Annotated in this window: 19 protein-coding genes and 1 riboswitch; of the genes, 7 read left to right on the forward strand and 12 right to left on the reverse strand. The window is 61.3% G+C overall.

From position 1 onward, the window contains the following. Window positions 1-112: 112 nt before the first annotated feature. The 7 genes from parC to GIW79_RS03850 all read right to left on the reverse strand — a co-directional run bounded on the left by parC (window position 113) and on the right by GIW79_RS03850 (window position 8,147). A complete protein-coding gene (gene parC, locus GIW79_RS03820) occupies window positions 113-2,377 on the reverse strand; it encodes a DNA topoisomerase IV subunit A (RefSeq protein ID WP_020301636.1) in 2,265 nt (754 codons plus the stop codon). Between the two features lie 70 nt (window positions 2,378-2,447). Then, window positions 2,448-3,443, reverse strand: a complete 996-nt coding sequence (locus GIW79_RS03825; protein WP_236452565.1) for an esterase-like activity of phytase family protein — start codon at window positions 3,441-3,443, stop codon at window positions 2,448-2,450. Continuing rightward, the gene (gene parE, locus GIW79_RS03830; protein ID WP_003188026.1) at window positions 3,443-5,347 is read right to left on the reverse strand and encodes a DNA topoisomerase IV subunit B; all 1,905 of its coding nucleotides are present in this window, start codon (window positions 5,345-5,347) and stop codon (window positions 3,443-3,445) included. The genes GIW79_RS03825 and parE overlap by 1 nt, the downstream gene beginning before the upstream one ends. A 46-nt stretch (window positions 5,348-5,393) precedes the next feature. Then, entirely contained in the window at window positions 5,394-6,002 is a 609-nt protein-coding gene (locus tag GIW79_RS03835; protein WP_014716651.1) for a YqiA/YcfP family alpha/beta fold hydrolase, read from the reverse strand. A 177-nt stretch (window positions 6,003-6,179) separates the two neighbouring features. Then, on the reverse strand, window positions 6,180-6,992 hold the full coding sequence (gene cpdA / locus GIW79_RS03840) for a 3',5'-cyclic-AMP phosphodiesterase (RefSeq protein WP_034125637.1): 813 nt from the start codon (window positions 6,990-6,992) through the stop codon (window positions 6,180-6,182). A 97-nt stretch (window positions 6,993-7,089) separates the two neighbouring features. Beyond that, window positions 7,090-7,539, reverse strand: coding sequence for a DUF1249 domain-containing protein (locus GIW79_RS03845; protein ID WP_003188022.1), 450 nt, complete (start codon window positions 7,537-7,539; stop codon window positions 7,090-7,092). After that, window positions 7,530-8,147, reverse strand: coding sequence for an NUDIX domain-containing protein (locus GIW79_RS03850; protein WP_034125636.1), 618 nt, complete (start codon window positions 8,145-8,147; stop codon window positions 7,530-7,532). Before GIW79_RS03850 ends, GIW79_RS03845 begins: the two co-directional genes overlap by 10 nt. Before the next feature lie 193 nt (window positions 8,148-8,340). Here GIW79_RS03850 and GIW79_RS03855 point away from each other — a divergent pair, with 193 nt between their 5' ends. Then, window positions 8,341-9,087 (forward strand): RsiV family protein, encoded by a 747-nt coding sequence (locus GIW79_RS03855; protein ID WP_054896254.1) that lies wholly within the window; start codon window positions 8,341-8,343, stop codon window positions 9,085-9,087. A gap of 168 nt (window positions 9,088-9,255) precedes the next feature. On the opposite strand, the gene thiC is transcribed toward GIW79_RS03855, so the two are convergent. Further along, the gene (gene thiC, locus GIW79_RS03860; protein ID WP_236452567.1) at window positions 9,256-11,145 is read right to left on the reverse strand and encodes a phosphomethylpyrimidine synthase ThiC; all 1,890 of its coding nucleotides are present in this window, start codon (window positions 11,143-11,145) and stop codon (window positions 9,256-9,258) included. 149 nt (window positions 11,146-11,294) lie between these two features. Continuing rightward, window positions 11,295-11,400, reverse strand: a riboswitch (TPP riboswitch). Between the two features lie 196 nt (window positions 11,401-11,596). On the opposite strand from thiC, the gene GIW79_RS03865 reads away from it, so the two are divergent. Then, window positions 11,597-13,036, forward strand: coding sequence for a TolC family outer membrane protein (locus tag GIW79_RS03865; RefSeq protein WP_236452568.1), 1,440 nt, complete (start codon window positions 11,597-11,599; stop codon window positions 13,034-13,036). A gap of 118 nt (window positions 13,037-13,154) precedes the next feature. Here the strand turns inward: GIW79_RS03865 and waaA are convergent, their stop codons facing one another. Further along, window positions 13,155-14,432 (reverse strand): lipid IV(A) 3-deoxy-D-manno-octulosonic acid transferase, encoded by a 1,278-nt coding sequence (waaA, locus tag GIW79_RS03870; RefSeq protein ID WP_057975430.1) that lies wholly within the window; start codon window positions 14,430-14,432, stop codon window positions 13,155-13,157. 23 nt (window positions 14,433-14,455) lie between these two features. Next, entirely contained in the window at window positions 14,456-15,346 is an 891-nt protein-coding gene (locus GIW79_RS03875) for a LysR family transcriptional regulator (protein WP_054918871.1), read from the reverse strand. Between the two features lie 103 nt (window positions 15,347-15,449). On the opposite strand from GIW79_RS03875, the gene GIW79_RS03880 reads away from it, so the two are divergent. The 4 genes from GIW79_RS03880 to GIW79_RS03895 are packed head-to-tail and all read left to right on the forward strand — an operon-like array spanning window position 15,450 to window position 18,826. Continuing rightward, window positions 15,450-15,785: a DMT family transporter gene (locus GIW79_RS03880; RefSeq protein WP_003188013.1), complete on the forward strand. Its 336-nt coding sequence runs from the start codon at window positions 15,450-15,452 to the stop codon at window positions 15,783-15,785. 55 nt (window positions 15,786-15,840) lie between these two features. Beyond that, window positions 15,841-17,016, forward strand: a complete 1,176-nt coding sequence (locus GIW79_RS03885; RefSeq protein ID WP_057975429.1) for an NAD(P)/FAD-dependent oxidoreductase — start codon at window positions 15,841-15,843, stop codon at window positions 17,014-17,016. Further along, window positions 17,013-17,825: an aldo/keto reductase gene (locus tag GIW79_RS03890; RefSeq protein WP_060767941.1), complete on the forward strand. Its 813-nt coding sequence runs from the start codon at window positions 17,013-17,015 to the stop codon at window positions 17,823-17,825. Before GIW79_RS03885 ends, GIW79_RS03890 begins: the two co-directional genes overlap by 4 nt. Before the next feature lie 41 nt (window positions 17,826-17,866). Beyond that, on the forward strand, window positions 17,867-18,826 hold the full coding sequence (locus GIW79_RS03895) for a hypothetical protein (protein ID WP_003188010.1): 960 nt from the start codon (window positions 17,867-17,869) through the stop codon (window positions 18,824-18,826). Window positions 18,827-18,853: 27 nt separating this feature from the next. Here the strand turns inward: GIW79_RS03895 and hldE are convergent, their stop codons facing one another. Continuing rightward, window positions 18,854-20,278, reverse strand: a complete 1,425-nt coding sequence (hldE, locus tag GIW79_RS03900) for a bifunctional D-glycero-beta-D-manno-heptose-7-phosphate kinase/D-glycero-beta-D-manno-heptose 1-phosphate adenylyltransferase HldE (RefSeq protein ID WP_034125865.1) — start codon at window positions 20,276-20,278, stop codon at window positions 18,854-18,856. Between the two features lie 229 nt (window positions 20,279-20,507). Further along, window positions 20,508-22,313 carry a lipid A export permease/ATP-binding protein MsbA gene (gene msbA / locus GIW79_RS03905; RefSeq protein WP_236452569.1) on the reverse strand — a complete coding sequence of 602 codons (1,806 nt, stop codon included), beginning with the start codon at window positions 22,311-22,313 and terminating at the stop codon, window positions 20,508-20,510. Window positions 22,314-22,471: 158 nt separating this feature from the next. On the opposite strand from msbA, the gene GIW79_RS03910 reads away from it, so the two are divergent. After that, window positions 22,472-24,313 carry an O-antigen ligase family protein gene (locus tag GIW79_RS03910; protein WP_054918873.1) on the forward strand — a complete coding sequence of 614 codons (1,842 nt, stop codon included), beginning with the start codon at window positions 22,472-22,474 and terminating at the stop codon, window positions 24,311-24,313. Window positions 24,314-24,336 lie beyond the last annotated feature (23 nt).

A 24,336-nucleotide genomic window follows, 5' to 3' on the forward strand; every position in this document is an offset into this window, starting at 1 on the left:
CTCGGCCACGCCGGCGCTGGAAAGGCCATATCATCCGTGAATATGCGCCATGACTCCAGCGCGAAAGCATCGATCTACGCGTTAAATCGTAGATCGAGGCCTCTAGTACCGCTTAAACCGGCGTTTCGACCAGCAAGGCATCCACTCGCTGGAAGCCTCGTGGCAGTTTGTTACCTCGCCGGCCACGCTCACCCTTGTAGTGTTCAAGGTCGTCAGGGCGCAATGACAACGTGCGCTTGCCGGCCTGGAGCACCAGGGTAGAGCCTTCCGGGACCACGGCGATGTCAGTCACATACTCCTCGCGACTGGCCACCCGGTCACCGGGAATCCCGATGATCTTGTTGCCTTTACCCTTGCCCAACTGCGGCAAGTCGCTGATCTTGAACACCAGCAAGCGCCCTTCGGTGGTCACCGACGCCAGCCAGTTGCTTTCACGATCCTCCACCGGCCTCGGCAGAATCACCTTGGCGTTGTTCGGTAGGCTCAACAGCGCCTTGCCCGCCTTATTCTTGGCCTGCAGGTCTTCACCCTTGACCACGAAACCGTAACCGGCGTCGGAGGCGATGACATACAGCGAATCATCGTCCGGCAACAGCACGCACTCGAAATTCGCCCCCGGCGGCGGCGTGAGGCGCCCGGTCAACGGCTCGCCCTGCCCCCGTGCAGACGGCAGGGTGTGGGCCGGCACCGAATAACTGCGCCCGGTCGAGTCGATAAACACCGCAAACTGATTGGAACGCCCGGCGGCAGCGGTCTTGAAGCCATCACCGGCTTTGTACGAAAGGCCGGTGGCGTCAATATCATGCCCTTTGGCGGAGCGAACCCAACCCTTTTCCGACAGAACGACGGTAATTTTCTCGTTGGGCAACAGCTCGGTTTCGGTCAGGGCCTTGGCTTCAGCGCGCTCGACGATAGGCGAGCGACGGTCATCGCCATAGGTTTCGGCGTCTTTGATCAGTTCGCTACGCACCAGCTTCTTGAGCTTGGCTTCGCTGCCCAGCAGGGCTTGCAGCTTGGCTTGCTCCTTGAGCAGTGCATCCTGCTCGTCGCGCAGTTTCATTTCTTCCAGGCGTGCCAACTGGCGCAAGCGGGTGTCGAGGATGTAGTCCGCCTGGATCTCGCTCAGCTCGAAACGCGCGATCAGCTCGGCCTTCGGATGCTCGGCGGTACGGATGATATGGATCACTTCATCCAGGTTGAGGTAGGCGATCAGCAAACCGTCCAACAGATGCAAGCGGCGCTCGACCTTGTCGAGGCGGAATTGCAGGCGGCGGCGCACGGTTTGTACACGGAACTCCAGCCATTCCACCAGCAGATTGCGCAGGTTCTTCAACTGCGGCTTGCCGTCCAGGCCGATGATATTGACGTTGACCCGATAGCTGGACTCCAGGTCGGTGCTCGCAAACAAATGCTGCATCAACACTTCATGATCCACCCGGCTATTGGTCGGGATGATCACGATGCGGCACGGGTTCTCATGGTCGGACTCGTCACGCAGGTCGGCCACTTGCGGCAATTTAGACGGTTTGGCCTGCATCAACGCGGCGATCTGCTCCAGCACCTTGGCACCCGATACCTGGTGCGGCAGTGCGGTCACAATAATGTCGCCGTCCTCAATGTGGTACACGGCACGCATACGCACCGAGCCCTTGCCCGTTTCGTACATCTTCAGCAGGTCGGCGCGGGGCGTGATGATCTCTGCTTCGGTCGGGTAATCCGGGCCCTGGATATGCTCGCAGAGCTGCTCGACCGTAGCCTTGGGCTCATCGAGCAAGCGCACACAGGCGGTGGCGACTTCGCGCAGGTTGTGCGGCGGCACGTCGGTGGCCATGCCGACCGCAATACCGGTGGTGCCATTGAGCAGGATATTCGGCAAACGCGCCGGCAACACCAGGGGTTCGTCGAGGGTGCCGTCAAAGTTCGGCCCCCAGTCGGCAGTGCCCTGGCCCAGCTCGCTGAGCAGCACTTCGGAATAACGCGACAGCCGCGCCTCGGTGTAACGCATGGCGGCGAAGGATTTGGGGTCATCCGGTGCCCCCCAGTTACCCTGGCCGTCCACCAGGGTATAGCGGTAGCTGAACGGCTGGGCCATCAGCACCATGGCTTCATAGCACGCCGAGTCGCCGTGGGGGTGGAATTTACCCAGCACGTCACCGACGGTACGCGCCGACTTCTTGTGCTTGGAATCGGCGTCCAGGCCCAACTCACTCATGGCGTAGATGATGCGCCGTTGCACGGGCTTCAGGCCGTCGCCGATATGCGGCAAGGCACGGTCCATGATCACGTACATGGAGTAGTTGAGGTAGGCATTTTCGGTGAATTCAGCCAGCGACCGGCGTTCTACGCCATCTAAGCTGTCTGCGAGGATGTCACTCATGCGGGCCTCATCATGGGGTAAGGCGCAGCGGAACTGCCGCTGCGCTGATTCAATTCAAAAAAATCTCGACTCATGGCTGGGCACTCCAGCCGCCATCCGGAGCGGCAAAACGATAGACCATCGGACGTTTTTCACCATCGTCACGCGGGCCGAAATTGTTATCGATCCCGACCCAGGCACCGTCGGCATCCACCAACAGGGCCTCAGCCAGGCCATACGACTGTGGGTAACGTCGCTGTGGCGTCAGGGTTTCGTCGGCAAACGACCAGCACAGCTCAACCTTGGCCGTGAGCGGGTCGCGCCGGCAGATCTGGAACGCATTGCGCTCCAGGGTAAACAGCTTGCCGTTGAACAGCGACAAGTCGGCAAAGTCCTTGGACACGGCCTTGGCGTTGGGGAACTGCGCCGGCTGCACTTCCTGGCCGGCCTCGCTCAACAATACACAACGGCCATCACAATCCCATACGCTCTGCCCACGCTTGATCGAGACCAGGCCACGGCGTTCACGCTCGGCAGCCAGCCAGATCTGATTGCCTTCAGGGTTTACCGCCAAGCCTTCGAACAAGGCATTAAAGTGCAACAACATGCCACTGGCCCTGGCTTCACGCACCATGCCCGGCGCGATTTTCAACCACTCCGGCGCGCCCATCGCGGGCACCTGCAACACCGCGGCATGGGCTTCGCTGACAATGTAACGGTTGCCTGCGGTATCACAGCTGATGCCTTCAAAGCCCAGGTCACCACCACGTATGAACGAAGCGGCCTTGGTGCGCGAACGCAAGCCCCAAGGCAGGCCGGACTCGGGCACGGGCGGCACGTCGATCTTCAGCGCTTGCGCGCTCCACGTCGGCGCACGGGTATCCAGGCGGTAAATCTGGTCGTCATCGCGGTCCGAAACCGTCCACAGCTCGTTGCCACACAACGCCAGGCCCGACAGGTTCCCACCGCGCATGCCGTCAACCGGGTGTTCCGAGACCAGCTTGAGCTCTGCCACGCTGGCTGCGGCCACCTGGGTGACCGCCAGCCCGCTCAACATCAGGATCGCCAGGGCGAAGCCTGTGCGCATCAGCCCAGAACCTCGGCCAGGTTACCTTTGGATTCAAGCCAGGTCTTGCGGTCGCCTGCGCGTTTCTTAGCCAGCAGCATGTCCATCATTTCCGAGGTAGCGGCGAAGTCTTCCAGGGTCAACTGCACCAGGCGCCGGGTGTTCGGGTCCATGGTGGTTTCGCGCAGTTGCGGCGGGTTCATCTCACCCAGGCCCTTAAATCGCGTGACCTGAGGCTTGCCGCGTTTCTTCTCGGCCACCAGGCGGTCGAGGATGCCATCGCGCTCGGCTTCGTCCAGAGCGTAGAAAATCTCCTTGCCCAGGTCGATGCGGTACAGCGGCGGCATGGCGACGTAGACGTGACCGGCATCCACTAATGGGCGGAAGTGCTGCACAAACAACGCGCACAGCAAGGTAGCGATGTGCAGGCCGTCGGAGTCGGCGTCGGCGAGAATACAGATCTTGCCATAGCGCAGCTGGCTCATGTCCGCTGCACCCGGGTCGACCCCGATGGCCACGGCGATGTTGTGCACTTCCTGGCTGGCCAGCACTTCGCTGCCGTCGACTTCCCAGGTGTTGAGGATCTTGCCGCGCAACGGCAGGATCGCCTGGAACTCCTTGTCCCGCGCTTGCTTGGCGGAACCGCCGGCGGAGTCACCTTCCACCAGGAACAGCTCGGAACGCATCGGGTCTTGCCCGGCGCAATCGGCCAGTTTGCCCGGCAGTGCCGGGCCCTGGGTGATGCGCTTGCGCTCGACCTTTTTGCTCGCCTTCAAGCGCCGGCCGGCGTTGTTGATCGCCAGCTCCGCCAGGGCCAGGCCCAGCTCGGGATGCTCGTTGAGCCACAGGCTGAAGGCGTCCTTGACCACGCCAGAGACAAACGCCGCTGCCTCGCGGGACGACAGGCGCTCCTTGGTCTGCCCGGAGAATTGCGGTTCCTGCATCTTCATCGACAGCACGAACGCGATGCGCTCCCACACGTCTTCCGGCGCCAGTTTGACGCCGCGCGGCAACAGGCTGCGGTATTCGCAGAACTCACGCATGGCATCCAGCAAGCCTTGGCGCAAACCGTTGACGTGGGTGCCGCCCTGGGCCGTGGGGATCAGGTTGACGTAGCTTTCCTGCACGCTGTCGCCACCTTCGGGCAACCACAGCAGCGCCCAGTCCACCGCTTCTTTATTACCCGACAGGCTGCCGCAGAACGGCTCGTTGGGCAGGCGTTCGAAGTCGCTGACCGAGTCTTCCAGGTAGGAACGCAGGCCGTCTTCGTAGTGCCACTCGACCTTCTCGCCGGTGCCTTTGTCTTCAAAGCTGACCAGCAGCCCCGGGCACAGCACGGCCTTGGCCTTGAGCACGTGCTTGAGGCGGCTGATGGAGAATTTGGGCGAATCGAAATACTTGGGGTCCGGCGCAAAGTACACGCTGGTGCCGGTGTTGCGCTTGCCAACGGTGCCGATCACTTCCAGGTCGGTGGCTTTGTAGCCATCGGCGAAAGTCATCTGGTACTCGTTGCCATCGCGCTTGACCTTGACCCGCACCAGGGTCGACAGCGCGTTGACCACGGAAATACCCACACCGTGCAAACCGCCGGAGAACTGGTAGTTCTTGTTGGAGAACTTGCCGCCGGCATGGAGCTTGGTAAGGATCAGCTCGACGCCCGGCACACCCTCTTCGGGGTGAATGTCCACCGGCATGCCACGACCATCGTCGGACACTTCCAGGGAATGGTCGGCGTGAAGGATGACTTGCACCGACTTGGCGTGCCCGGCCAAGGCTTCGTCGACGCTGTTGTCGATGACTTCCTGGGCAAGGTGGTTCGGCCGACTGGTGTCGGTATACATGCCGGGGCGTTTGCGCACCGGGTCGAGGCCCGAGAGGACTTCGATGGCGTCGGCGTTATAAGAGCTAGCGCTGGGAGTGGCCATGGGGTCTCGTCGTGAGTCGTTCGATTAAAAAGTGACCTGCGATTTTTTACAGTGACGAAAAATCGAAGGATTGAAACTGATCTGCGCCAATGCCGGCAAAACACAACAGTGCCGGCAATTGCTGGGCGAACCCCTGGTAGCCATGGTCGCCACCGGCCTGGATGCGCAAGGCGCAGGCCCGGTAATACTGTTGGGCCAGGCGATAATCCAGGGTTTCGTCCCCGGTCTGCAACCACACCTGATAACGCGCGGCATCCTGGGGCGCCGGTACTTCCAGCTCGGCCAGGGCCGTGACGTGGTCCTGTGTCAACTCCCAGGTCTCATCGGTGTAGAGGTTCTTCTGGGTGCCCAGGTAACCGTCGAACATCCGATGGGGACTGACCGCCGGGTTGACCAGCAACGCCTTGAGACCATGGCGTTCTGCAAGATGGGTTGCATAGTAGCCGCCGAGTGAGCTGCCGACCAGCAGTGGCCGGCCCAGTTGCGCAATCGCTTGCTCCAATTGAAGAATCGCCTGACGAGGGTGGTGATGCAACGCCGGTACACGTAGCTGGTCGGACAGGCCGAGGGTGCCCATCACAGTGGTCAACTGGCTGGCCTTGTTGGAAGCCGGCGCACTGTTGAAACCGTGGATATACAGGATCGAAGCGGACATGCCGGGCTCTCCGTGCTGGGGCCAAAGAGGCGCAGTTTACAGGTAATGCAGGCAGAAGCGGACCAATGTGGGAGCTGGCTTGCCTGCGATGGCGGCGATTCAGTCAACGAGTCAGCGCCAGGTACACCGCCATCGCAGGCAAGCCAGCTCCCACCCTTTGATCAGTGTTTGCAGGTCTTAATAGCCGTTGCTGCCGTAATCGACGGTGAATGCGAAGCCCACCAAACGCTCCACCCCCGTCTCCAACCGTCCGTCGCCATGCAAACGCAACCAGCGATAACCCGGCGCCTGCTCGCTGACCTGGAAATCCTCACTTCCCGGCGCGAACTGGATACAGGTGGACGGCGAAGCCAGCAACCGCACACCGTTGCGCTCGCCGTCGATTTCCTGATGCACATGGCCCCAAAGCAATGCCTTGGTCTGCGGGAAGCGCTCAAGCACGGCAAACAGCGCCTCGGGGTTGCGCAGGCCGATAGGCTCCATCCACGCACAACCGATGGGCACCGGATGATGGTGGAAACAAACCAGGTGATGGCGGTCCGGCGCTTCGCTCAAGGCCTGCGCCAGCCGTTGCAGTTGCTCGTCTTGCAAGTAGCCCGGCACCGAACCGGGTACCGCCGAATCCAGCAGGGTGATACGCCAGTTGCCGATATCCACCACCGGTTCGAGCAAATCACTGTGCATGGCAGCCTGGGCCATGACCTGCGGTTCGTCGTGGTTGCCGGGAATCCAGCGCGCCGGGGCGCCAAGGGGAGCGGTCAAATCGCGAAACTGCTGATAGGACGCCAGCGTGCCGTCCTGAGACAAGTCGCCGGTCGCCAGTATCAGGTCGATGGCCGGCTGTTGCGCACGCACCAGCTCGACCACCCGCTGCAGGCTTTCACGGGTATTCATGCCCAGCAACGTGGCGTCAGCGTCGGCGAACAGGTGGCTGTCGGACAACTGCACCAGCAACACGGCATCAGGATTCACGGCGGATACGCTCGGCAAGGCGCTCTCCCTGGCAACTACAGGAATGGACATTTGGCGCGATTATGCTGGGGCAGGACACAAAGAGGAAACCCAAGGAAGCAGGCACAGTTCACATCTACCGCACCACTTCAAACTCATGGCCCAAGGCCAGGCAGTGGCTGAGCCATTCGCCGAGGAACACATTGAGCTGTGCTTTCTCATCGGGCTGGTGCATGAACACATTCGGGTAAGGATAGATGCTGCGAAAGCGTCGTGCGTGCTCGGCACTGATCACTTCGGCCATACGCGCGTCGTGGTACACCTGTACTTCCAGTTGCGGCACCGGCAACCACGGCAGGCTGTGCTCCTGGCGCACCCGCAGGGTGGTGGTGTACGGGCAGGTCAGAATGACTTCCAGGGTCAGCACACCGAGCATCTGATCGCCATGGGTGACAGCAATGCGCCGCGCCTGCGGGGCGTGGCGCATGTCCGGGAGCAGGCGCATCAGCCGCGCATAGTTGGCCTCGCAGGCCGCTTGCAGCCCGATCAGGTCAACTCGATAACGTTCCCGTGCCTTTACTGCCATAACCCCCTCACTTCCGCGCGATTAAGCGCAAGCCATTGCAGGGCGATAATGCTGGCTGCGTTGGAAATCTTGCCATCGCGCACCGCCTGCAAGGCATCTTCGAATGCCCAGACGGTTACGCGGATGTCTTCTGCTTCTTCTTCCAATCCATGGACGCCACCCGCGCCCGAGCTGTCGCATCGGCCCAGGTACAGGTGGACAAATTCAGTACTGCCGCCAGGCGACGGGAAATACTTGGTGATCGGCCACAGCGCGGAGAATGTCAGCCCAGCTTCCTCCTCGGCCTCGCGGTGTGCAACCTCCTCGGGTTGCTCATCCTTGTCAATCAGGCCGGCGACCATCTCCACCAGCCAGGGGTTGTCGGCGCGGCCCATGGCGCCGACGCGGAACTGTTCGATCAACACCACCTCATCGCGCAGCGGGTCGTAGGGCAGCACGCACACGGCGTCATGACGCACGAACACCTCGCGGTTGATCACCCGGCTCATGCCGCCGTCGAATTTTTCGTGGCGCAGTTGCACGCGATCGAGCTTGTAGAAGCCTTTATAGGCATTGTCACGCTGAACAATCTCGATCTTGTTCGGCGTCGACTTCGCGATGTCCGTCATGGTGTCCCTCGTTAAGCTCGTGCAATGGGCGCCATCCTAACGCGCCGACGTCCGTTGATGCAGCCCCTTTGCGGTTGCCGGGAGAGGCGGCGAGCGTCAAACTCGCTGCAATCAGTTTAGTGGCGAACTGGCGGCCACGTTGGCAGTCCAAGCGCTACTCTTTTCGCTTTCCATCGATTTACGAAGGACACACATGTCGCTTTTAAAAATCGCCTCCGTGGCCTGTATTGCCTTGACCCTGGGTGCTTGCCAGAGCCTGTTCCAACCGGCCTATCTCAAGCCGCTGGACGTTACCACCGACAAATCGGAGCAGATCAAGCCCGGCTGTGACAGCCCGGCCTGCCCGCTGGTGAACATCGACACCGTGCATTTCCCCACCGAGCCACAACTCGACAGCCTGGTGGAACAGCGTTTGCTGCAAATGACCCGCACCACGCCTGGCGCCAGCGTCCCGGCGAGCCTGAACGCCTACCGGAACACCTTCCTGCGTGAGTCGCCGGACCGTCATGGCATGTACTTGCAAGCCAAGGTACGTGACCAGCATGACGGACTGGTGATCGTTGAAGTGTCCAGTTACCTGGACACCGGCGTCGCCCACGGCGAGCCAGGCCGCGGGTTTATCAACTATTCACGGATTCTGCATAAGGAACTGACCCTGGCCGACATGCTGTTGCCCGGCCAGGAGCAGGCCTTCTGGAATACCGCTAAAGTTGCCCACAACAGCTGGTTGATCAGCACCAAGATGGATCGCGATCCGGAGTTCGTGAAGAGCTGGCCGTTCCAGAAAACCCCGAACGTGGCCCTGACCAGCGGCGGCGTGGTGCTCAAGTACAACGTCAGCACCATCGCCCCTTACGCACAGGGGCTGATCGAAATCACCCTGCCCTATACGCGCCTAACCGGCGTGATCAAGCCTGAGCTGGTGCCGGCACGCCGCTGATCGGTTGTTATTGCAGGGAGAGATTGGGTGTTTGTCAGATCGCTATCGCGGGCAAGCCCGACTCCCACAGGGGACCGGCTGTGAACACAAAATCTGTGTCCACTTAGGCCAACTGTGGGAGCCGGGCTTGCCCGCGATGACGGCGGTGCAGGCACCGCCGCCTATGGATCAGACCTTTTTGTAGAGCTGGCTACCTTCCTGTTTGAACCGCTCAGCCTGCTCGGCCAAGCCCTTGGCCACGTCCACATCCACCGCATCGATGCGCTGGTTGGCCGCGTACTCACGCACCTCATGGGTGACCTTCATCGAGCAGAATTTAGGCCCACACATGGAGCAGAAATGCGCGACCTTGGCCGATTCCTTGGGCAACGTCTCGTCGTGGAATGCCCGTGCGGTGTCCGGGTCCAGGCCGAGGTTGAACTGGTCTTCCCAGCGGAATTCGAAGCGCGCCTTGCTCAGGGCGTTATCGCGAATCTGCGCGCCAGGGTGGCCTTTGGCAAGGTCGGCCGCGTGGGCCGCAATCTTGTAGGTGATGATCCCGGTCTTCACGTCATCCTTGTTCGGCAGCCCCAAGTGCTCCTTGGGCGTGACGTAGCAGAGCATGGCGCAACCGAACCAGCCGATCATCGCCGCACCGATACCCGAGGTGATGTGGTCGTAGCCCGGCGCAATATCAGTGGTCAGCGGGCCGAGGGTGTAGAACGGCGCCTCGTCGCAGCACTCCAGCTGCTTGTCCATGTTCTCTTTGATCAGTTGCATCGGCACATGGCCGGGGCCTTCGATCATGGTTTGTACGTCGTGCTTCCAGGCGATCTTGGTCAGCTCGCCCAGAGTCTCCAGTTCACCGAATTGCGCAGCGTCGTTGGCATCGGCCACCGACCCCGGGCGCAGGCCATCCCCCAGGGAGAAGCTGACGTCATAGGCCTTCATGATTTCGCAGATCTCTTCGAAGTGCGTGTAGGCGAAGTTTTCCTTGTGATGGGCCAAGCACCACTTGGCCATGATCGCGCCGCCACGGCTGACAATGCCGGTGACGCGATTGGCGGTCAGCGGCACGTAGCGCAGCAGTACGCCGGCGTGAATGGTGAAGTAGTCCACGCCTTGCTCGGCCTGTTCGATCAGGGTGTCGCGGAACAGCTCCCAGGTCAGGTCTTCGGCAACGCCGTCGACTTTTTCCAGGGCCTGATAGATAGGCACGGTGCCGATCGGCACGGGCGAATTACGGATAATCCACTCGCGGGTTTCATGGATATGCTTGCCAGTGGACAGGTCCATGATGTTGTCCGAGCCCCAGCGAATGCCCCAGGTCATCTTCGCCACTTCTTCTTCAATGGACGAACCCAGGGCGCTGTTGCCGATGTTGCCGTTGATCTTCACCAGGAAGTTACGGCCGATAATCATCGGTTCCAGCTCGGTGTGGTTGATGTTGGCCGGGATGATTGCGCGGCCGCGAGCGATTTCTTCGCGCACGAACTCGGGCGTGATGATTTTCGGAATACTGGCGCCGAAGCTGTGCCCGGCATGTTGTTGCTTGAGCAGGCCGCTGGCGCGAGCTTCCTCAAGCTTCATGTTTTCGCGGATGGTCACGTATTCCATTTCTGGCGTGATGATGCCTTTGCGCGCGTAGTGCATCTGGCTGACGTTGGCGCCGGCCTTGGCCCGACGCGGGTTTTGCAGGTGGGCAAAGCGCAGGTAGGCCAGGTCGGGGTTATCCAGACGTTCCTGGCCGTAGCGTGAACTCAAGCAGGCCAGCCGCTCGGTGTCACCACGCTCTTCGATCCACGGCGAGCGCACATCGGCCAAGCCTTTGCGCACGTCGATGATGACATTGGGGTCGGTATAGGGGCCGGAGGTATCGTAGACCACTACAGGGGCGTTGATTTCGCCACCAAACTCAGTGGGGGTCACATCCAGGCTGATTTCACGCATCGGCACGCGAATATCCGGGCGGGAGCCCTGCACGTAGATTTTTTGCGAGCGGGTAAATGGCTGCACGGAGCCGGAGTCGACCTTGGCCGATTCACTCAGGTGCACGGTATTTTTTAGTTTTGTACTCATCACAGGCTCTCCAACTTATCCAGGCGGTGGATTTTTGTCGGAGCGAACCTGTGACGGACGGACGCACTGGAACCAGTGCTGTGCTTGGCGCACGAGGGCTGTTCGATTGTCGAACAACATCCCGGACGAAGCACAAGAGGACTCGCCGGGTGACGAGAAATCTTGTTCCCTACGCAGGCGCTAACCTGATCAGGTTCAACGGGATCCGGTATTTACCGATCTCAGCCTTCCAACAAGGCACCCCGACAAGAACGCGGCCAGTCTAGACCATGGCGTGGGCAAATTGCCAATAGCGGTGCATTCAGCGTGATGAATGGCGTGATCGTGGGATTGTTGTGTGACGGTACGGCCACTACACTCGGGCACGGCCTCAAGGCTTGACGCCAGGCATGGCCAGCCTTAGCCTTGGGCGCTGAATTATCACCGTAATATTCTTACTAGGGATCGCCTCATGCTGCGCAAACTCTCACTGGCTGTTGCCGTGTCTTGTGCGACCAACGGACTGGTCTGGGCAGCTGAAGCGCCCTTGTCCGCCAATACCGACCTGGTCAGCGTCTATCAGGAAGCGGCGAACAACAACGCCGACCTGGCCGCTGCCCGTGCGCAGTACGGCGCGCAAAAAGAAGTAGTGCCCCAGGCCCGCGCAGGTTTGCTGCCGAATCTGTCGGCCGGCGCCGACAGCAATAACGTACGTACCCAGATCGACCAACCGGCCGCCACGGCCAACCGTGACGCCCACTCCTGGCGGGCCACCCTGAGCCAGCCGCTGTTCCGTGCCGACCGCTGGTTCCAGCTGCAAGCCGCCCAAGCCGTTAACGAGCAAGCCTCGCTGCAACTGTCGGCCTCCGAGCAGAACCTGATTTTGCAAAGTGCCGAGAGCTACTTCGCCGTGCTGCGCGCCCAGGACAACCTGGCGTCGACCAAGGCCGAAGAAAATGCCTTCAAGCGCCAGCTCGACCAGTCCAACGAACGCTTCGATGTGGGCCTGTCGGACAAGACCGATGTGCTGCAATCCCAGGCCAGCTACGACACTGCCCGGGCCAACCGCATCCTGGCCCAGCGTCAGGTGGACGACGCTTTCGAAGCGCTGATCACCCTGACCAACCGCCAATACAACTCGATTCAGGGTATCGTCCACACGCTGCCGGTGCTGCCGCCGGCACCGAACGACGCCAAGGCCTGGGTCGAAACTGCCGGGCGCCAGAACCTTAACCTGCTCGCCAGCAATTACGCGGTAACCGCCGCTGAAGAAACCCTTCGGCAGCGCAAAGCCGGCCACTTGCCGACGCTCGATGCGGTTGCGCAATACGAAAAAGGCGACAACGACGCCCTGGGTTTCAGCAACCCGAATCAGTTGCCTATCCCGTACGGCGGCGATGTGTCGCAACGCACCGTCGGCCTGCGCTTGAACATCCCCATCTACAGCGGCGGCCTCACCAGTTCGCAAGTGCGCGAATCTTATTCGCGCCTCGACCAGACCGAACAACAGCGCGAAGGCCTGCGCCGCCAGGTAGTGGAAAACACCCGCAACCTGCACCGTGCAGTCAACGCCGATGTGGAGCAGGTACAGGCACGCCGTCAGTCGATCATCTCCAACCAGAGCGCGGTGGAAGCCACGGAAATCGGCTATCAGGTGGGTACGCGCAACATCGTCGACGTGCTGGACTCACAGCGCCAGCTGTACGCGTCAGTGCGCAACTACAACAACAGCCGCTACGACTACATCCTCGATAACCTGCGCTTGAAGCAGGCGGCAGGCACGCTCAACCCGGGGGATTTGCAGGATCTGGCGCGCTATCTCAAGGCCGACTACAACCCGGACAAAGACTTCCTGCCGCCGGACCTGGCCAAAGCCGCTGCCGAACAGCTCAAGGCCCGCCCCGGCTATTAAGCGCACCGCCGAACCCATGTGGGAGCTGGCTTGCCTGCGATGCAGACACCTCGGTATATCTGGTACACCGAGGTGATGCTATCGCAGGCAAGCCAGCTCCCACATTGGGTTGGTGTGGTCAGTGTTTGATCAGTTTGTCCAAGCCATCCAGTAAACGCTTTAACGCGCCCTGGTTGGCCTGCATCACCTTGAGCCCAGCCTGCGCCATCTTGCGTGCGTCCTGGGGCAACTCAAACAACTGTCGCACCGCTTCGGCCAGCCCATCGGCATCGTCCACCTCTCGCAAAGCCCCGGCGTCGCGCATCATCGCGGTGATGTCGAGGAAGTTGAAGACATGCGGGCCCATGATCACCGGTTTACCCAGCGCCGCCGGTTCCAGCGGGTTGTGCCCGCCGGTCGGTACCAGGCTGCCGCCGACAAATGCGCTGTCGGCCAGGGCGTAAAGAAACAGCAATTCGCCCATGGTGTCGCCAAGCAGCACCGCGGTTTGCTCGGTGACCGGCTCACCGCTGGAGCGACGCACGGTGGCAAACCCTTGCTGCACGCAGCGCTCAAACGTCGGGCCAAAGCGCTCCTGATGACGAGGCACCAGAATCAGCAGTGCATTGGGATAGTTCGCCAGCAACTGGCGATGAGCTGCCAGCACCACGTCGTCTTCACCTTCGTGGGTACTGGCGGCGATCCAGACCGGACGCTCGCTGGCGCCCCATTGTTCACGCAGGGCGGCGGCGCGGGCCGTCAACTGAGAGTCGATGCTCAGGTCGAACTTGATCGAGCCGGTCACTTCCACGGTTTCAGGCCGTGCGCCCAGGCCGCGAAAACGTTCGGCCTCTGTCTCGGTCTGTACCGCGAACAAGCTCATTTCTGCCAGCATCGGCGCCGTCAGCTTGGCAAATCGCGCATACCCCTTGGCCGAACGCGCCGACAGCCGCGCATTGGCCAGCGCCACCGGGATACCGCGCTGGGCGCAGGCATGGATATGGTTGGGCCACAGCTCGGTTTCCATGATCACCGCCAGCGTAGGCTGCACGCGGTCGAGAAAACGCTTGGCGGCGCAGGGCAAGTCGTACGGCAAATAGCAGTGCTGGATGCGCGGTTCGTTGGCAAATAGCGCCTGGATACGCTCGGAACCTGTGGGTGTCATGCAGGTGACAGTCATCGGCAGCTGTGGATAACGCTCCAATAAGCCGCGAATCATCGGGGCGGCGGCAATGCTTTCGCCGACCGACACCGCGTGCACCCAGATCCCGCCGGGCCGCATCACCGGCAAGCCATAGGAAAACCGCTCGCCCACCCGCTTGGCATAGGCCGGCGCTTTGCGCGCACGCAACCACAAGCGTAAAGCCACCAACGGCAGCGCCAGGTAAAACAGACAGCTGTAGAGAGTTCTATTCATGGCGGCGGAGTTTATCGGCTTTTTCAGTCGATCGCCTGCAAGCACTCGGCAAAACGTTTGGCCAAGAAGCGAGCGGCGGGCCCCAGGTGCTCGTCGCGGCGCCACACCAGTTCCACCACCAGGGCGGGCGGGGTCCATTCGCTGGCCAATTCGACCATCTGTTGCTGATAGGTCGGGTATTGCACGATATGCCGAGGCAGCCAGGCCCAGCCCAGGCCACTCATCAGCCATTCGGCCAATACGTAGAAGCTGTCGGCACGCCATACCAAGGGGCTGGCCGCCTCGCTGCCGGGGTAGACGCTGGTCTGGGTCGACATCAGCAACTGCCGAAACTGGGCTAGGTGTTGGCACGTCACGTACTGCTCCTTGGCCAACGGGTGATTGACTCCGCACACCGTGACCATTTCCACACTGCCCACCACCCTTCGCTCCAGGGCTTCGGGAATCTGGTCGTGATAGAACAACAGCCCCAGGTCCGCCTTGCGCTCCACCAGCTTGCGCGCCACATCGCCCTGAGCCGCGCTGGACAACTGCACCTCCAAAAGCGGGTAGTGCACCGCCAGCGCCTCCAGGCTGTCGAGCACAGGCTGGAACAACATCGCCTCATCCTGAGCCAGGCGCAGGCAGGCTTCCTCGCCGCGGGTCAACGACAACGCCCGGCCCGTGAGGCGCTCACACTGGCGCAGCACCTCACGCGCTTCCTCCAGCAACACACTGCCGGCCTCGGTCAGGCGCGGTTGCCGGCCGCTGCTACGGTCGAACAGGACAACGCCCAAGTCAGCCTCCAGCAGGGCAATGCCACTGCTGACCGCCGATTGCGCCTTGCGCTGCCCACGGGCCACGGCAGAAAACGAACGCTGCTCGGCGACGCTGACAAACAGCCGCATCTGCTCCAGATCCCATTGCACGCTCATGGCTCAACCCATCTCAATTCCAGATAGGTAATGACTTTACCCCATCTGGCGAACCTCTAGAATGCCGACCTTATCAAATGCGCATCACGTCGAGGATTGCCCCATGAATGCCGCCTACTACTACTTGGCCATCGCCATCTGCTCGGAAGTGATCGCCACCGTTTCCATGAAAGCCATCAAAGGCTGGAGCACCCCTATCCCGTTGCTGCTGGTGATCGTCGGTTACGGCGTGGCGTTCTGGATGCTGACCCTAGTGGTACGCACCGTGCCGGTCGGCGTGGCATACGCGGTATGGGCCGGGATGGGCATCGTGATGGTCAGCATCGCGGCGTTGTTCATCTATGGGCAGAAGCTGGATGTACCGGCGATGCTGGGGATGGGCCTGATTGTGCTGGGCGTGGTGGTGATTCAGCTGTTCTCCAAAACCGCCGGGCACTGACCGCCACTCAACAGCCTGTATACTGCGCCTCTTGTCTTGAACACTGAGGTCGCCGATGCCATCCGTTATTTCCACCGACGTTCTGATTGTCGGCGCCGGGGTTGCCGGCCTCTGGCTCAATGCGCGCCTGCGCGGCCAGGGGTTTTCCACGGTACTGGTGGAAAGCGCCACCCTGGGCGGCGGGCAAAGCCTGAAGTCCCAGGGGATCATTCACGGCGGTGCGAAATACGCCCTGCATGGCGCCCTCACCGGCGCCTCCGAAGCCATTGCCGATATGCCGCGCCGCTGGCGTGAAGCCCTGGCCGGCAGCGGCGAGCTGGACCTGTCCGGTGTGCGCGTGCTGTCCCAGGCGCATTACTTGTGGTCGCCCGGCACGATTGCCGGCAACCTCACCAGCTTTTTCGCCAGCAAGGCCGTGCGTGGCCGCGTCGATCAGGTCAAGGGCGACGAACTGCCCCTGGCGCTGCAGGACCGTCGCTTCAAAGGCAAGGTCTATCGCCTGGCCGAGCTGGTGGTGGACGTGCCCAGCCTGATCAACCGCCTGGCGCAATTGGCCGGTGACGGTCTGCTTGCTGGTCAGCACATCGAACCGTTGCTAGAGGGTGGCACCCTGGTGGGCTTGAAGGTCGATGGCCGTGAAATCCGCGCCCAACGCATAGTCCTGAGCGCTGGCGGCGGCACGGCAGACTTGCTCGCCGCCCTGGGCCATAGCCAGCCGGCCATGCAAAAACGCCCGCTGCACATGATCATCGCCAAAGGCCCCGGCCTCAAGCCGCTGTACGCCCACTGCCTGGGCGGCGGCACCAAGCCGCGGATCACCGTAACCACCCACCCGGCCGCCGACGGCAACTGGGTGTGGTACATGGGCGGCGATATCGCCGAGGCTGACGGTGTGGCGCGTACGCCGCAAGAACAGATCGCCACCGCGCAAAAAGAGCTGGCGCAACTGCTGCCCTGGATCGACATGAGCCAGACTCAGTGGGCCACCCTGCGGGTGGATCGCGCCGAGCCGCTGCAATCGGGGCTGAGCCGTCCCGATAACGCGTTCCTTGCCGAAGACGGCCGTCTGCTGGTGGGCTGGCCCACCAAACTGGCCCTGGCGCCGGACTTCGCCGACCGCGTACTCCACGCCCTGGAGCGCGACGGCATACGCCCCAGCGCCAGCGCCCCTCTGCCCGAACTGCCAACCCCGGCAATCGGCCAACCCGCCTGGGAGCAACTGTTGCCATGAGCCTGCCAACCCTGCACGACCTGCATCGCCCCCTGGGCAGCACCGGCCTGCTGGTGTCGCCCCTGGGCCTGGGCACCGTCAAGTTGGGCCGCGACCAAGGGGTGAAATACCCCAACGGCTTTCAGATCCCTGGCGACGACGAGGCCCGCATGCTGTTGCGCCAGGCCCGCGAGCTGGGCATCAACCTGATCGACACCGCACCGGCCTATGGCATGAGCGAAGAGCGCCTGGGGCCGCTGCTGCGTGACCAGCGCAAGGACTGGGTCATCGTCAGCAAGGTTGGCGAAGAGTTTGCCAATGGCGTCTCCCATCACGATTTCAGCGCGGCCCATACGCGGATGTCGATCGAACGCAGTCTGAAACGACTTGAAACGGATTTTATCGACCTGGTGCTGGTGCACTCCGACGGCAACGACTTGCATATCCTCAATGATTGCGAGGTTTACCAGACCCTGGAGCAGTTGAAGAAAGACGGCAAGATTCGCGGTTTCGGCTTCTCCGGCAAAACCGTCGAGGGCGGCGTGAAAGCGCTGGAACAGGGCGACTGCGCGATGGTCACCTACAACCTCAACGAACAGGCTGAGAAGGCCGTGATCGACTATGCGGCCGCCCACGGCAAGGGCATCCTGGTGAAAAAGGCGCTGGCCAGCGGCCACGTATGCCTGGAACCGGGAATGGATCCAATTCAGGCCAGTTTCACCTTGTTGTTCGCGCAAACGGGCGTCGCCAGTGCTATTGTCGGGACCATTAATCCGCTGCACCTGGCCCATAACGTAGCAACTGCTGCCCGGGTCATTCGTCAACTCTGATGCCGCCCACGCGGCCGACCCCGTCGCAAGAAGGAGCCGACATGCCGCGTACGCTCATAAGAAAGAACCCCAGCAACTTCAAGACACTGCCGCTGCACGTCGAAGCCACCCCCGAAGGCCTGAGCTACCAGAGCGTCGGCATGCCGCTCAACTTCGCCCAGACCCTGCAACGGCGCAAGCCGGTCGAGGTACCAGATGCCGAACGCTTCGCCCTGGAACTGGCGAACCTCGGCGTCTCGGTACGCCTGACCCTGCACTGGCAAAACAAGGACTACTGGGTGCTGGTGCGCCAACGCCGCCAGGACCGTGGCGACGTGGTGCTCAAGCTGATCTCCGGCTACGTCCCGGCCCATGAACTGAACCTGCCGCTGCACACCGCCATCCAGGAAATTGCCGAAGAGTGCCTGCTCGAAACACCCGAAGGCTGGCTCGGCGGGCGCTTCAACGACACCTGGCTGCCAGCGCCCTACTCCGCCGCTTTGCATTACCGCGAGGCCCTGCCGTTTCGCCTGAGCCCTTTGTCTGGGGCCGCACGCCCGGTGCGCTGCGCCACCATGCAACTGATCGAGCGCCCACGGGCCTACGTGCACCTGCCGACCGCCTCGCTGCAATTGATTTATGACCTGCGCCTGGAAGTGCCGAAGGAAGCCAAGTCCCTCAGCTTGTTTCATGTGGATGAGCGTTTGGAGGGTGACCAACTGGTGGCGCGCCTGGACCGTCAGCGCCCGGACCTGTACTTGATGCCGCTCAAAGATGGCGAGCCACTGGCAGAGTTGTACACGGTCAAGAAAGACCAACTGTACCCGGCCAGCACGCGCGGCCTCTATCTGGCGGAAAGTTTTGCCCAGCAAGAGGGATGGCTGGTGCGCGATGAGCGGATTCGCTGGAAGGATTGGCTCAGGCAGCAGGGCCTGGCAGAACCGGAAAAAGACTCCAAGCTCAAGCGCTTGACCGGCAAGGCACGGCAGATGCTGCGCAAGATCGTGCCGAAGAAAAGCTAGGGGCGAGCAGGCTCGCCCCACGGGGTATCACTCGTTGTTGCGGATCTTCTCGACAATCGCAGTGGTGGAGCTGTTTTCAACCAACCCCAGCACTTTGACCGTGCCGCCGTAGGCGCTGACGATGTCCGCACCGACTACCTGATCGACAGTGTAGTCACCACCCTTGACCAGCACGTCGGGCTTGACCTGGGCCAACAGGTTTTCCGGGGTGCCTTCGGAGAAGCTGATCACCCAGTCCACCGCGCCCAGGCCCGCGAGTACCGCCATGCGCCGGTCAACACTGTTGATCGGGCGGCCAGGACCTTTCAAGCGGCTGACCGAAGCGTCATCGTTGACCGCAACGATCAAGCGATCGCCTTGGGCGCTTGCCTGCTCCAGGTACGTCACATGCCCGGCGTGCAGGATGTCAAAGCAGCCGTTGGTGAACACAATGCTTTCGTTGTGAGCTCGAGCATCGTCAATTGCCAGCAGCAACTGCTCCAGGCCCAGCACACCGCGCTCCGAGCCTTCGGAACGCTGGATCGCACGGCGCAACTCAGGTGCGCTGATGGCTGCAGTACCCAGCTTGCCCACCACAATGCCCGCGGCCAGGTTAGCCAAGGCCACGGCGTGGGGCAGTTCCTCGCCAGCCGCGATAGACGCAGCCAGAGTAGAGATTACCGTGTCACCGGCGCCCGTAACGTCAAACACTTCACGGGCACGCGCCGGCAGGTGCATCGCCGGGTGACCCGGACGCAACAGGGTCATGCCGTGCTCGCCACGGGTCACCAGCAAGGCGCCCAAGTCGAGATCGGCCATCAGCGCCGCGCCCTTGCTCACCAGTTCGTGCTCATCAGCGCAACCGCCGACGATGGTTTCGAACTCACTGAGGTTGGGCGTGAGCAGGCTGGCGCCTCGGTAAACCGAGAAGTCCTTGCCCTTGGGATCGGCCAACACCGGAATGTTGCGAGCCTTGGCGGCCTGGATCAACACCTGGTGATTCTGCAAGGCGCCTTTGCCGTAGTCGGACAACACCAGCACCTTGATACCGTCGAGCAGCGCGTCGACCTGGTCGCCGAGGGCCAGGGCATCGGTGGCGAAGGGTTCTTCGAAATCGATACGCAGCAACTGCTGGTGACGGCTCATGACCCGCAGCTTGACGATCGTCGGCTGATGAGCGATGCGCTGGAACAACGCATGCACGCCGGCACCCTGCAGGCTGTTGGCCAGACTTTCGGCCGCTTCGTCGTCGCCGGTCACCCCCACCAGGGAGGCCGGGGCGCCGAGGGCGGCAATATTGAGCGCGACGTTGGCAGCGCCACCTGGGCGGTCTTCGATTTGCTCGACCTTGACGACCGGTACCGGAGCCTCAGGGGAAATCCGTGAGGTACCACCATGCCAGTAACGGTCGAGCATGACATCGCCGACCACCAAGACAGCGGCTTGATTGAATCGCGGCATGGACAACTTCATGGAGCAACCCACATACAAAATGAACAGGGGCGCGATATTAGCACAGGGTTTGCGATGGCTTGCGACCACCGCAGGGCAAATGTGGGAGGGGATTTGCTCTCTGTAGGAGCGAGCTTGCTCGCGAAAAACTCACAGACGCCGCGTTTATTCAGGAAGCGCGGTTTATCGTTGAGGTTTTTCGCGAGCGAGCTCGCTCCTACATTTCCTTTACACCGTGATGCCGGTTGGATCAGGTGATATCAGCCTGCACCGGTGCATCCAGACCCATGGCATGCAGGCGGGCGTAGTAACCGTTCTGCGCCAACAACTCGCCATGGGTACCACGCTCGACAATCCGCCCGTCGTCCATCACCAGGATCAGGTCAGCCTTCTCGATGGTGGACAAACGGTGCGCGATCACCAGGGTCGTGCGGCCTTGCATGACCTTATCGAGTGCCGCCTGGATATGCCGCTCGGACTCGGTATCGAGGGCCGAGGTGGCCTCGTCGAGGATCAGCAACGGCGCGTTCTTGAGCAATGCACGGGCAATCGCCAAGCGCTGGCGCTGGCCGCCGGACAACAGCACACCGTTCTCACCCACCTGGGTATCGAAGCCCTTGGGCAACTGATCGATGAAGTCCTTCGCATTGGCATCCGCTGCCGCCGCTTCCACATCGGCACGAGGTGCACCGGCCAGGTCGCCGTAGGCGATGTTGTTGGTCACAGTGTCGCTGAACAGGGTCACATGCTGGGTGACCTGGGCAATGTGTTTGCGCAGGTTGAGCAACTTGTAGTCTTCAATCTCGATGCCATCGAGCAGGATTTCACCGCTTTCATGATGGTAAAAGCGCGGGATCAGGCTGGCCAGGGTCGACTTGCCACTGCCCGAGCGCCCCACCAGCGCAATCATCTGCCCAGGCTCGGCGGTGAAGCTGATGTCCTTGAGCACATGGCGATCGTTGCCAGGGTAGGTGAAGTTCAGGTGACGAACTTCCAGGCGACCGCTGACCTTGTCGCGTTCGAGAGTGCCGTGGTCGACCTCCACGTCTTCGTCCAGCTGTTCGAAGATACTTTCGGCGCCCGCCACACCTTTCTGAATAGTCGAGCTGACCTCCGAGAGCTGGCGGATCGGCTTGGGCAACAAGCCCGCCAGAGTGATGTAGGCCACCATGTCACCCGCCGAGGCGTCGCCACGCAGGTACAGCACCAGGAACATCAGCACGGCCATGGCGGAGTAGATCACCAATTGCAGCGCCGGGGTGTAGATCGCCCCGGTGCGGGTCATGCGCAGTTGCTTGTTGGTGTTGCTCTGGCTGGCCTTGAAAAAGCGCTTCTGTTCGTAGATTTCACCGCCGAAGCTGCGCACCACGCGGTAGCCCTGGATGGTCTCCGAGGCCACATGGGTCACGTCGCCCATGGCCACCTGGATCTTCTTGCTCTGCTTACGGAATTTCTTGCTGGCGGTACTGACCATCACGGCAATCAACGGCAGGATCGCGATCATTACCAACGTGAGGCGCCAGTTCATGTACAGCAAGGAGGCGAACAGGAAGATCACCGTCATGCCTTCGCGGATCACCACCTTGATAGCATCGGTCGCGGCCCCCGTGACCATGGTCACGTTGAAGGTGATGCGGGAAATCAGATGCCCGGAGTTGTGATTATCGAAGTAGCGGTTGGGCAGCGTCAGCAGGTTGTTGAACAGTTGCACCCGCAAGTCGTGGACCAGACCCAGGGAGACCTTGGCCAACAGGTAGTTGCCCAGGAACGAGCCAAGGCCCTGCCAGGCCGCGATCAGGATGATCAGCAGCGGCACTGCCTGCAGCAATTGCAGGTCGCGCAAAAAGGGCACGGTCGGGAATAGCACAGCTTCCGGATTGGAGAGACCGTCGACAAAGTACTTGAGGATGTAACCCAGCATCGGTTGGGTCGACGCGAAAATCAGAAATCCAAGGATACTCAACGCGAACAAGCCCATATAGGGCTTAACGTAACTGAGCAGGCGGAAGTATATTTTCAAGCTCGAAGGGCTTGCGCTCGGACTGGAGTCGGTCATATCACGCGGCGTTTTGAAAAAGGAGGCTGACTTTAGCACAGCTTCTCTGTTGTACTTGCACCCGGCGTAAGCCGCGGCCCGGTTGGATCCTACCGGCGACATTACTTAGCCACTAGCTTAAGATGGTCGGCTTTCTATTTCTGGAATGGCTTTACTGTATGCACTCCAAGCGCCTTACCTATGGCTCAAATCGCGTTTTCGACTTCCTGGTCCTATGGATTTTGCCTGTTGGCTTGCTGCTGCTCCTGAGTGCACTGTTTTTTGTCGGCAATCGCAATGTACTGCACCGCATTGTCTACATCCTGTTCAGCGTACCGACCTTGTTTCTGTTGTGCATGCGCCCTCGGGAATTCAAGGACCTGCTGCGCGAGCCCCTGGCAATCGCGTTCCTGGCGTTCTCCGCCTGGGCGTTGACCAGTCTGCTCTGGAGCCCGGCGCCCAGTTCCGATACTGACCTGTTCAAGCGACCATTGAATACCTTCATGCTGTTTGGCGGCTGCGGTCTGCTGCTGCATTACCGCAACGAATTGTTCAAGCCGATCTTCTTCAGCGCTGCGGTGATTGCGCTGGTGGTCAGCCTGGGTAACCTGGTGGCGTTCGCCAAGGGTTATTCGCCCGGCATGCGCATGATCGGCGGCCTGGGCGCCCTGGACAACCCACTGCTCAGCTCGCATCTGTTTGGCTTTTTCACGGTGTACTGGCTGTATGTCTGCATGACTACCCAGCGTCTCAAGGTGCTGTGGTTCAGCGTTCCGGCCCTGGCGGTCATGACCGCCGCGGTTTTGGCAACCGGTTCACGTACTGCATTAGTAGCGTTGACGCTGGCCATCCTATGGTTGAGCTTTGTCAGCCGTAACCGCCGCGCAGCGATGCTTTTCGCCGGTATGGTGCTGGGTGCAGCCGGGCTCTTGTTGTTTTTCCCCGAAATGATCACTGGACGCGGCAGCTCGTTCCGACTCGAACTGTGGACCATGACATTACAGCTCATCGCCGAACACCCCTGGATTGGGCATAGCTACGATTCCGAGCTATACCTGACCGTATCCGATGGCTACCAACTGCGCGAACCCCACAGCTTCGCCCTCGGGGTGCTTTATTACGTCGGCATCATCGGCTTTATCCCCTGGGCCTTCATGCTCGGTTGGGCTCTATACAAAAGTCTGCAGCAACGCGCCCAGCCGCTGTTCATCCTGGCTTCGTCACTGCTGGCCTACGGCATCGGTGCGGGCCTGACCGAAGGCGGCGGCATTCTGTCGCGCCCTAAGGAGCACTGGTTCCTGCTGTGGATTCCGTTGGCAATTATCACCGGCCTGAGCATCGCCCAGCGCCATCGCAGCCTGCTGCGCATGCCGGTGCAGAACCTCAAGCCCGCAGCGTTTGAACAACTTTGCAGCAACGCCCACGTGATTGAGGCCGATGGCCTGGGTCCCAAAGTCCTGCGCCTGGAGGACGGCAGTTTCCTCAAGCTGTTCCGCCCACGCCGCTGGTACACCTCCGGCAGCTTCAACCCGTACTCCGAGCGCTTTGCCAGCAACAGCGAGCAACTGCGCACCCTGGGCATTCCTACCCCGCACATCCTCGGGCTCTACCGCCTGAGCGACGCCAGCAGCGCGGTGCGCTACACGCCGTTGCCCGGCCTGACGTTGCGCCAAGCGCTGCAAAGCCTGGACAGCAGCCTGCGTGAATCACTGGTTGAGCGCTTTGGACGGTTCATGGCGCAACTGCACGAGCGCGGCGTGTACTTCCGTTCGCTGCACTTGGGTAACGTGTTGTTGATGGACGACGGTGAGTTCGCCCTGATCGACGTGGCTGACCTGCGCATCTACCCGTCTTCACTGCGTTACGCCTTGCGCCAACGTAACCTGCGCCACATGCAACGTTATCCTCAGGATCGCAACTGGCTGTTCGAAACGCACTTCGAACAATTGGTCAAAGGTTACGCCTTGGAGGCGAGCCCAGCGGCCACTGCGAAAATCCGCGAGCAGGTCCAGAGCCTTTAAACACCTGTAGGAGCGAGCTTGCT

Origin of the sequence: Pseudomonas sp. PA-7-1E (genome assembly GCF_021605325.1) — a bacterium.
Classification (GTDB): domain Bacteria; phylum Pseudomonadota; class Gammaproteobacteria; order Pseudomonadales; family Pseudomonadaceae; genus Aquipseudomonas; species Aquipseudomonas fluorescens_BV.

What these genes read in the sequence shown, in the direction of transcription:
- msbA (WP_236452569.1), bottom strand. Translation starts at nt 22,313, where the DNA reads ATGACCGACTCCAGTCCGAGCGCAAGCCCTTCGAGCTTGAAAATATAC.
- GIW79_RS03855 (WP_054896254.1), top strand. Translation starts at nt 8,341, where the DNA reads ATGTCGCTTTTAAAAATCGCCTCCGTGGCCTGTATTGCCTTGACCCTG.
- GIW79_RS03835 (WP_014716651.1), bottom strand. Translation starts at nt 6,002, where the DNA reads ATGTCCGCTTCGATCCTGTATATCCACGGTTTCAACAGTGCGCCGGCT.
- GIW79_RS03910 (WP_054918873.1), top strand. Translation starts at nt 22,472, where the DNA reads ATGCACTCCAAGCGCCTTACCTATGGCTCAAATCGCGTTTTCGACTTC.
- GIW79_RS03895 (WP_003188010.1), top strand. Translation starts at nt 17,867, where the DNA reads ATGCCGCGTACGCTCATAAGAAAGAACCCCAGCAACTTCAAGACACTG.
- hldE (WP_034125865.1), bottom strand. Translation starts at nt 20,278, where the DNA reads ATGAAGTTGTCCATGCCGCGATTCAATCAAGCCGCTGTCTTGGTGGTC.
- GIW79_RS03880 (WP_003188013.1), top strand. Translation starts at nt 15,450, where the DNA reads ATGAATGCCGCCTACTACTACTTGGCCATCGCCATCTGCTCGGAAGTG.
- waaA (WP_057975430.1), bottom strand. Translation starts at nt 14,432, where the DNA reads ATGAATAGAACTCTCTACAGCTGTCTGTTTTACCTGGCGCTGCCGTTG.
- GIW79_RS03890 (WP_060767941.1), top strand. Translation starts at nt 17,013, where the DNA reads ATGAGCCTGCCAACCCTGCACGACCTGCATCGCCCCCTGGGCAGCACC.
- GIW79_RS03885 (WP_057975429.1), top strand. Translation starts at nt 15,841, where the DNA reads ATGCCATCCGTTATTTCCACCGACGTTCTGATTGTCGGCGCCGGGGTT.
- thiC (WP_236452567.1), bottom strand. Translation starts at nt 11,145, where the DNA reads ATGAGTACAAAACTAAAAAATACCGTGCACCTGAGTGAATCGGCCAAG.
- GIW79_RS03875 (WP_054918871.1), bottom strand. Translation starts at nt 15,346, where the DNA reads ATGAGCGTGCAATGGGATCTGGAGCAGATGCGGCTGTTTGTCAGCGTC.
- GIW79_RS03850 (WP_034125636.1), bottom strand. Translation starts at nt 8,147, where the DNA reads ATGACGGACATCGCGAAGTCGACGCCGAACAAGATCGAGATTGTTCAG.
- GIW79_RS03825 (WP_236452565.1), bottom strand. Translation starts at nt 3,443, where the DNA reads ATGCGCACAGGCTTCGCCCTGGCGATCCTGATGTTGAGCGGGCTGGCG.
- GIW79_RS03845 (WP_003188022.1), bottom strand. Translation starts at nt 7,539, where the DNA reads ATGGCAGTAAAGGCACGGGAACGTTATCGAGTTGACCTGATCGGGCTG.
- parC (WP_020301636.1), bottom strand. Translation starts at nt 2,377, where the DNA reads ATGAGTGACATCCTCGCAGACAGCTTAGATGGCGTAGAACGCCGGTCG.
- GIW79_RS03865 (WP_236452568.1), top strand. Translation starts at nt 11,597, where the DNA reads ATGCTGCGCAAACTCTCACTGGCTGTTGCCGTGTCTTGTGCGACCAAC.
- parE (WP_003188026.1), bottom strand. Translation starts at nt 5,347, where the DNA reads ATGGCCACTCCCAGCGCTAGCTCTTATAACGCCGACGCCATCGAAGTC.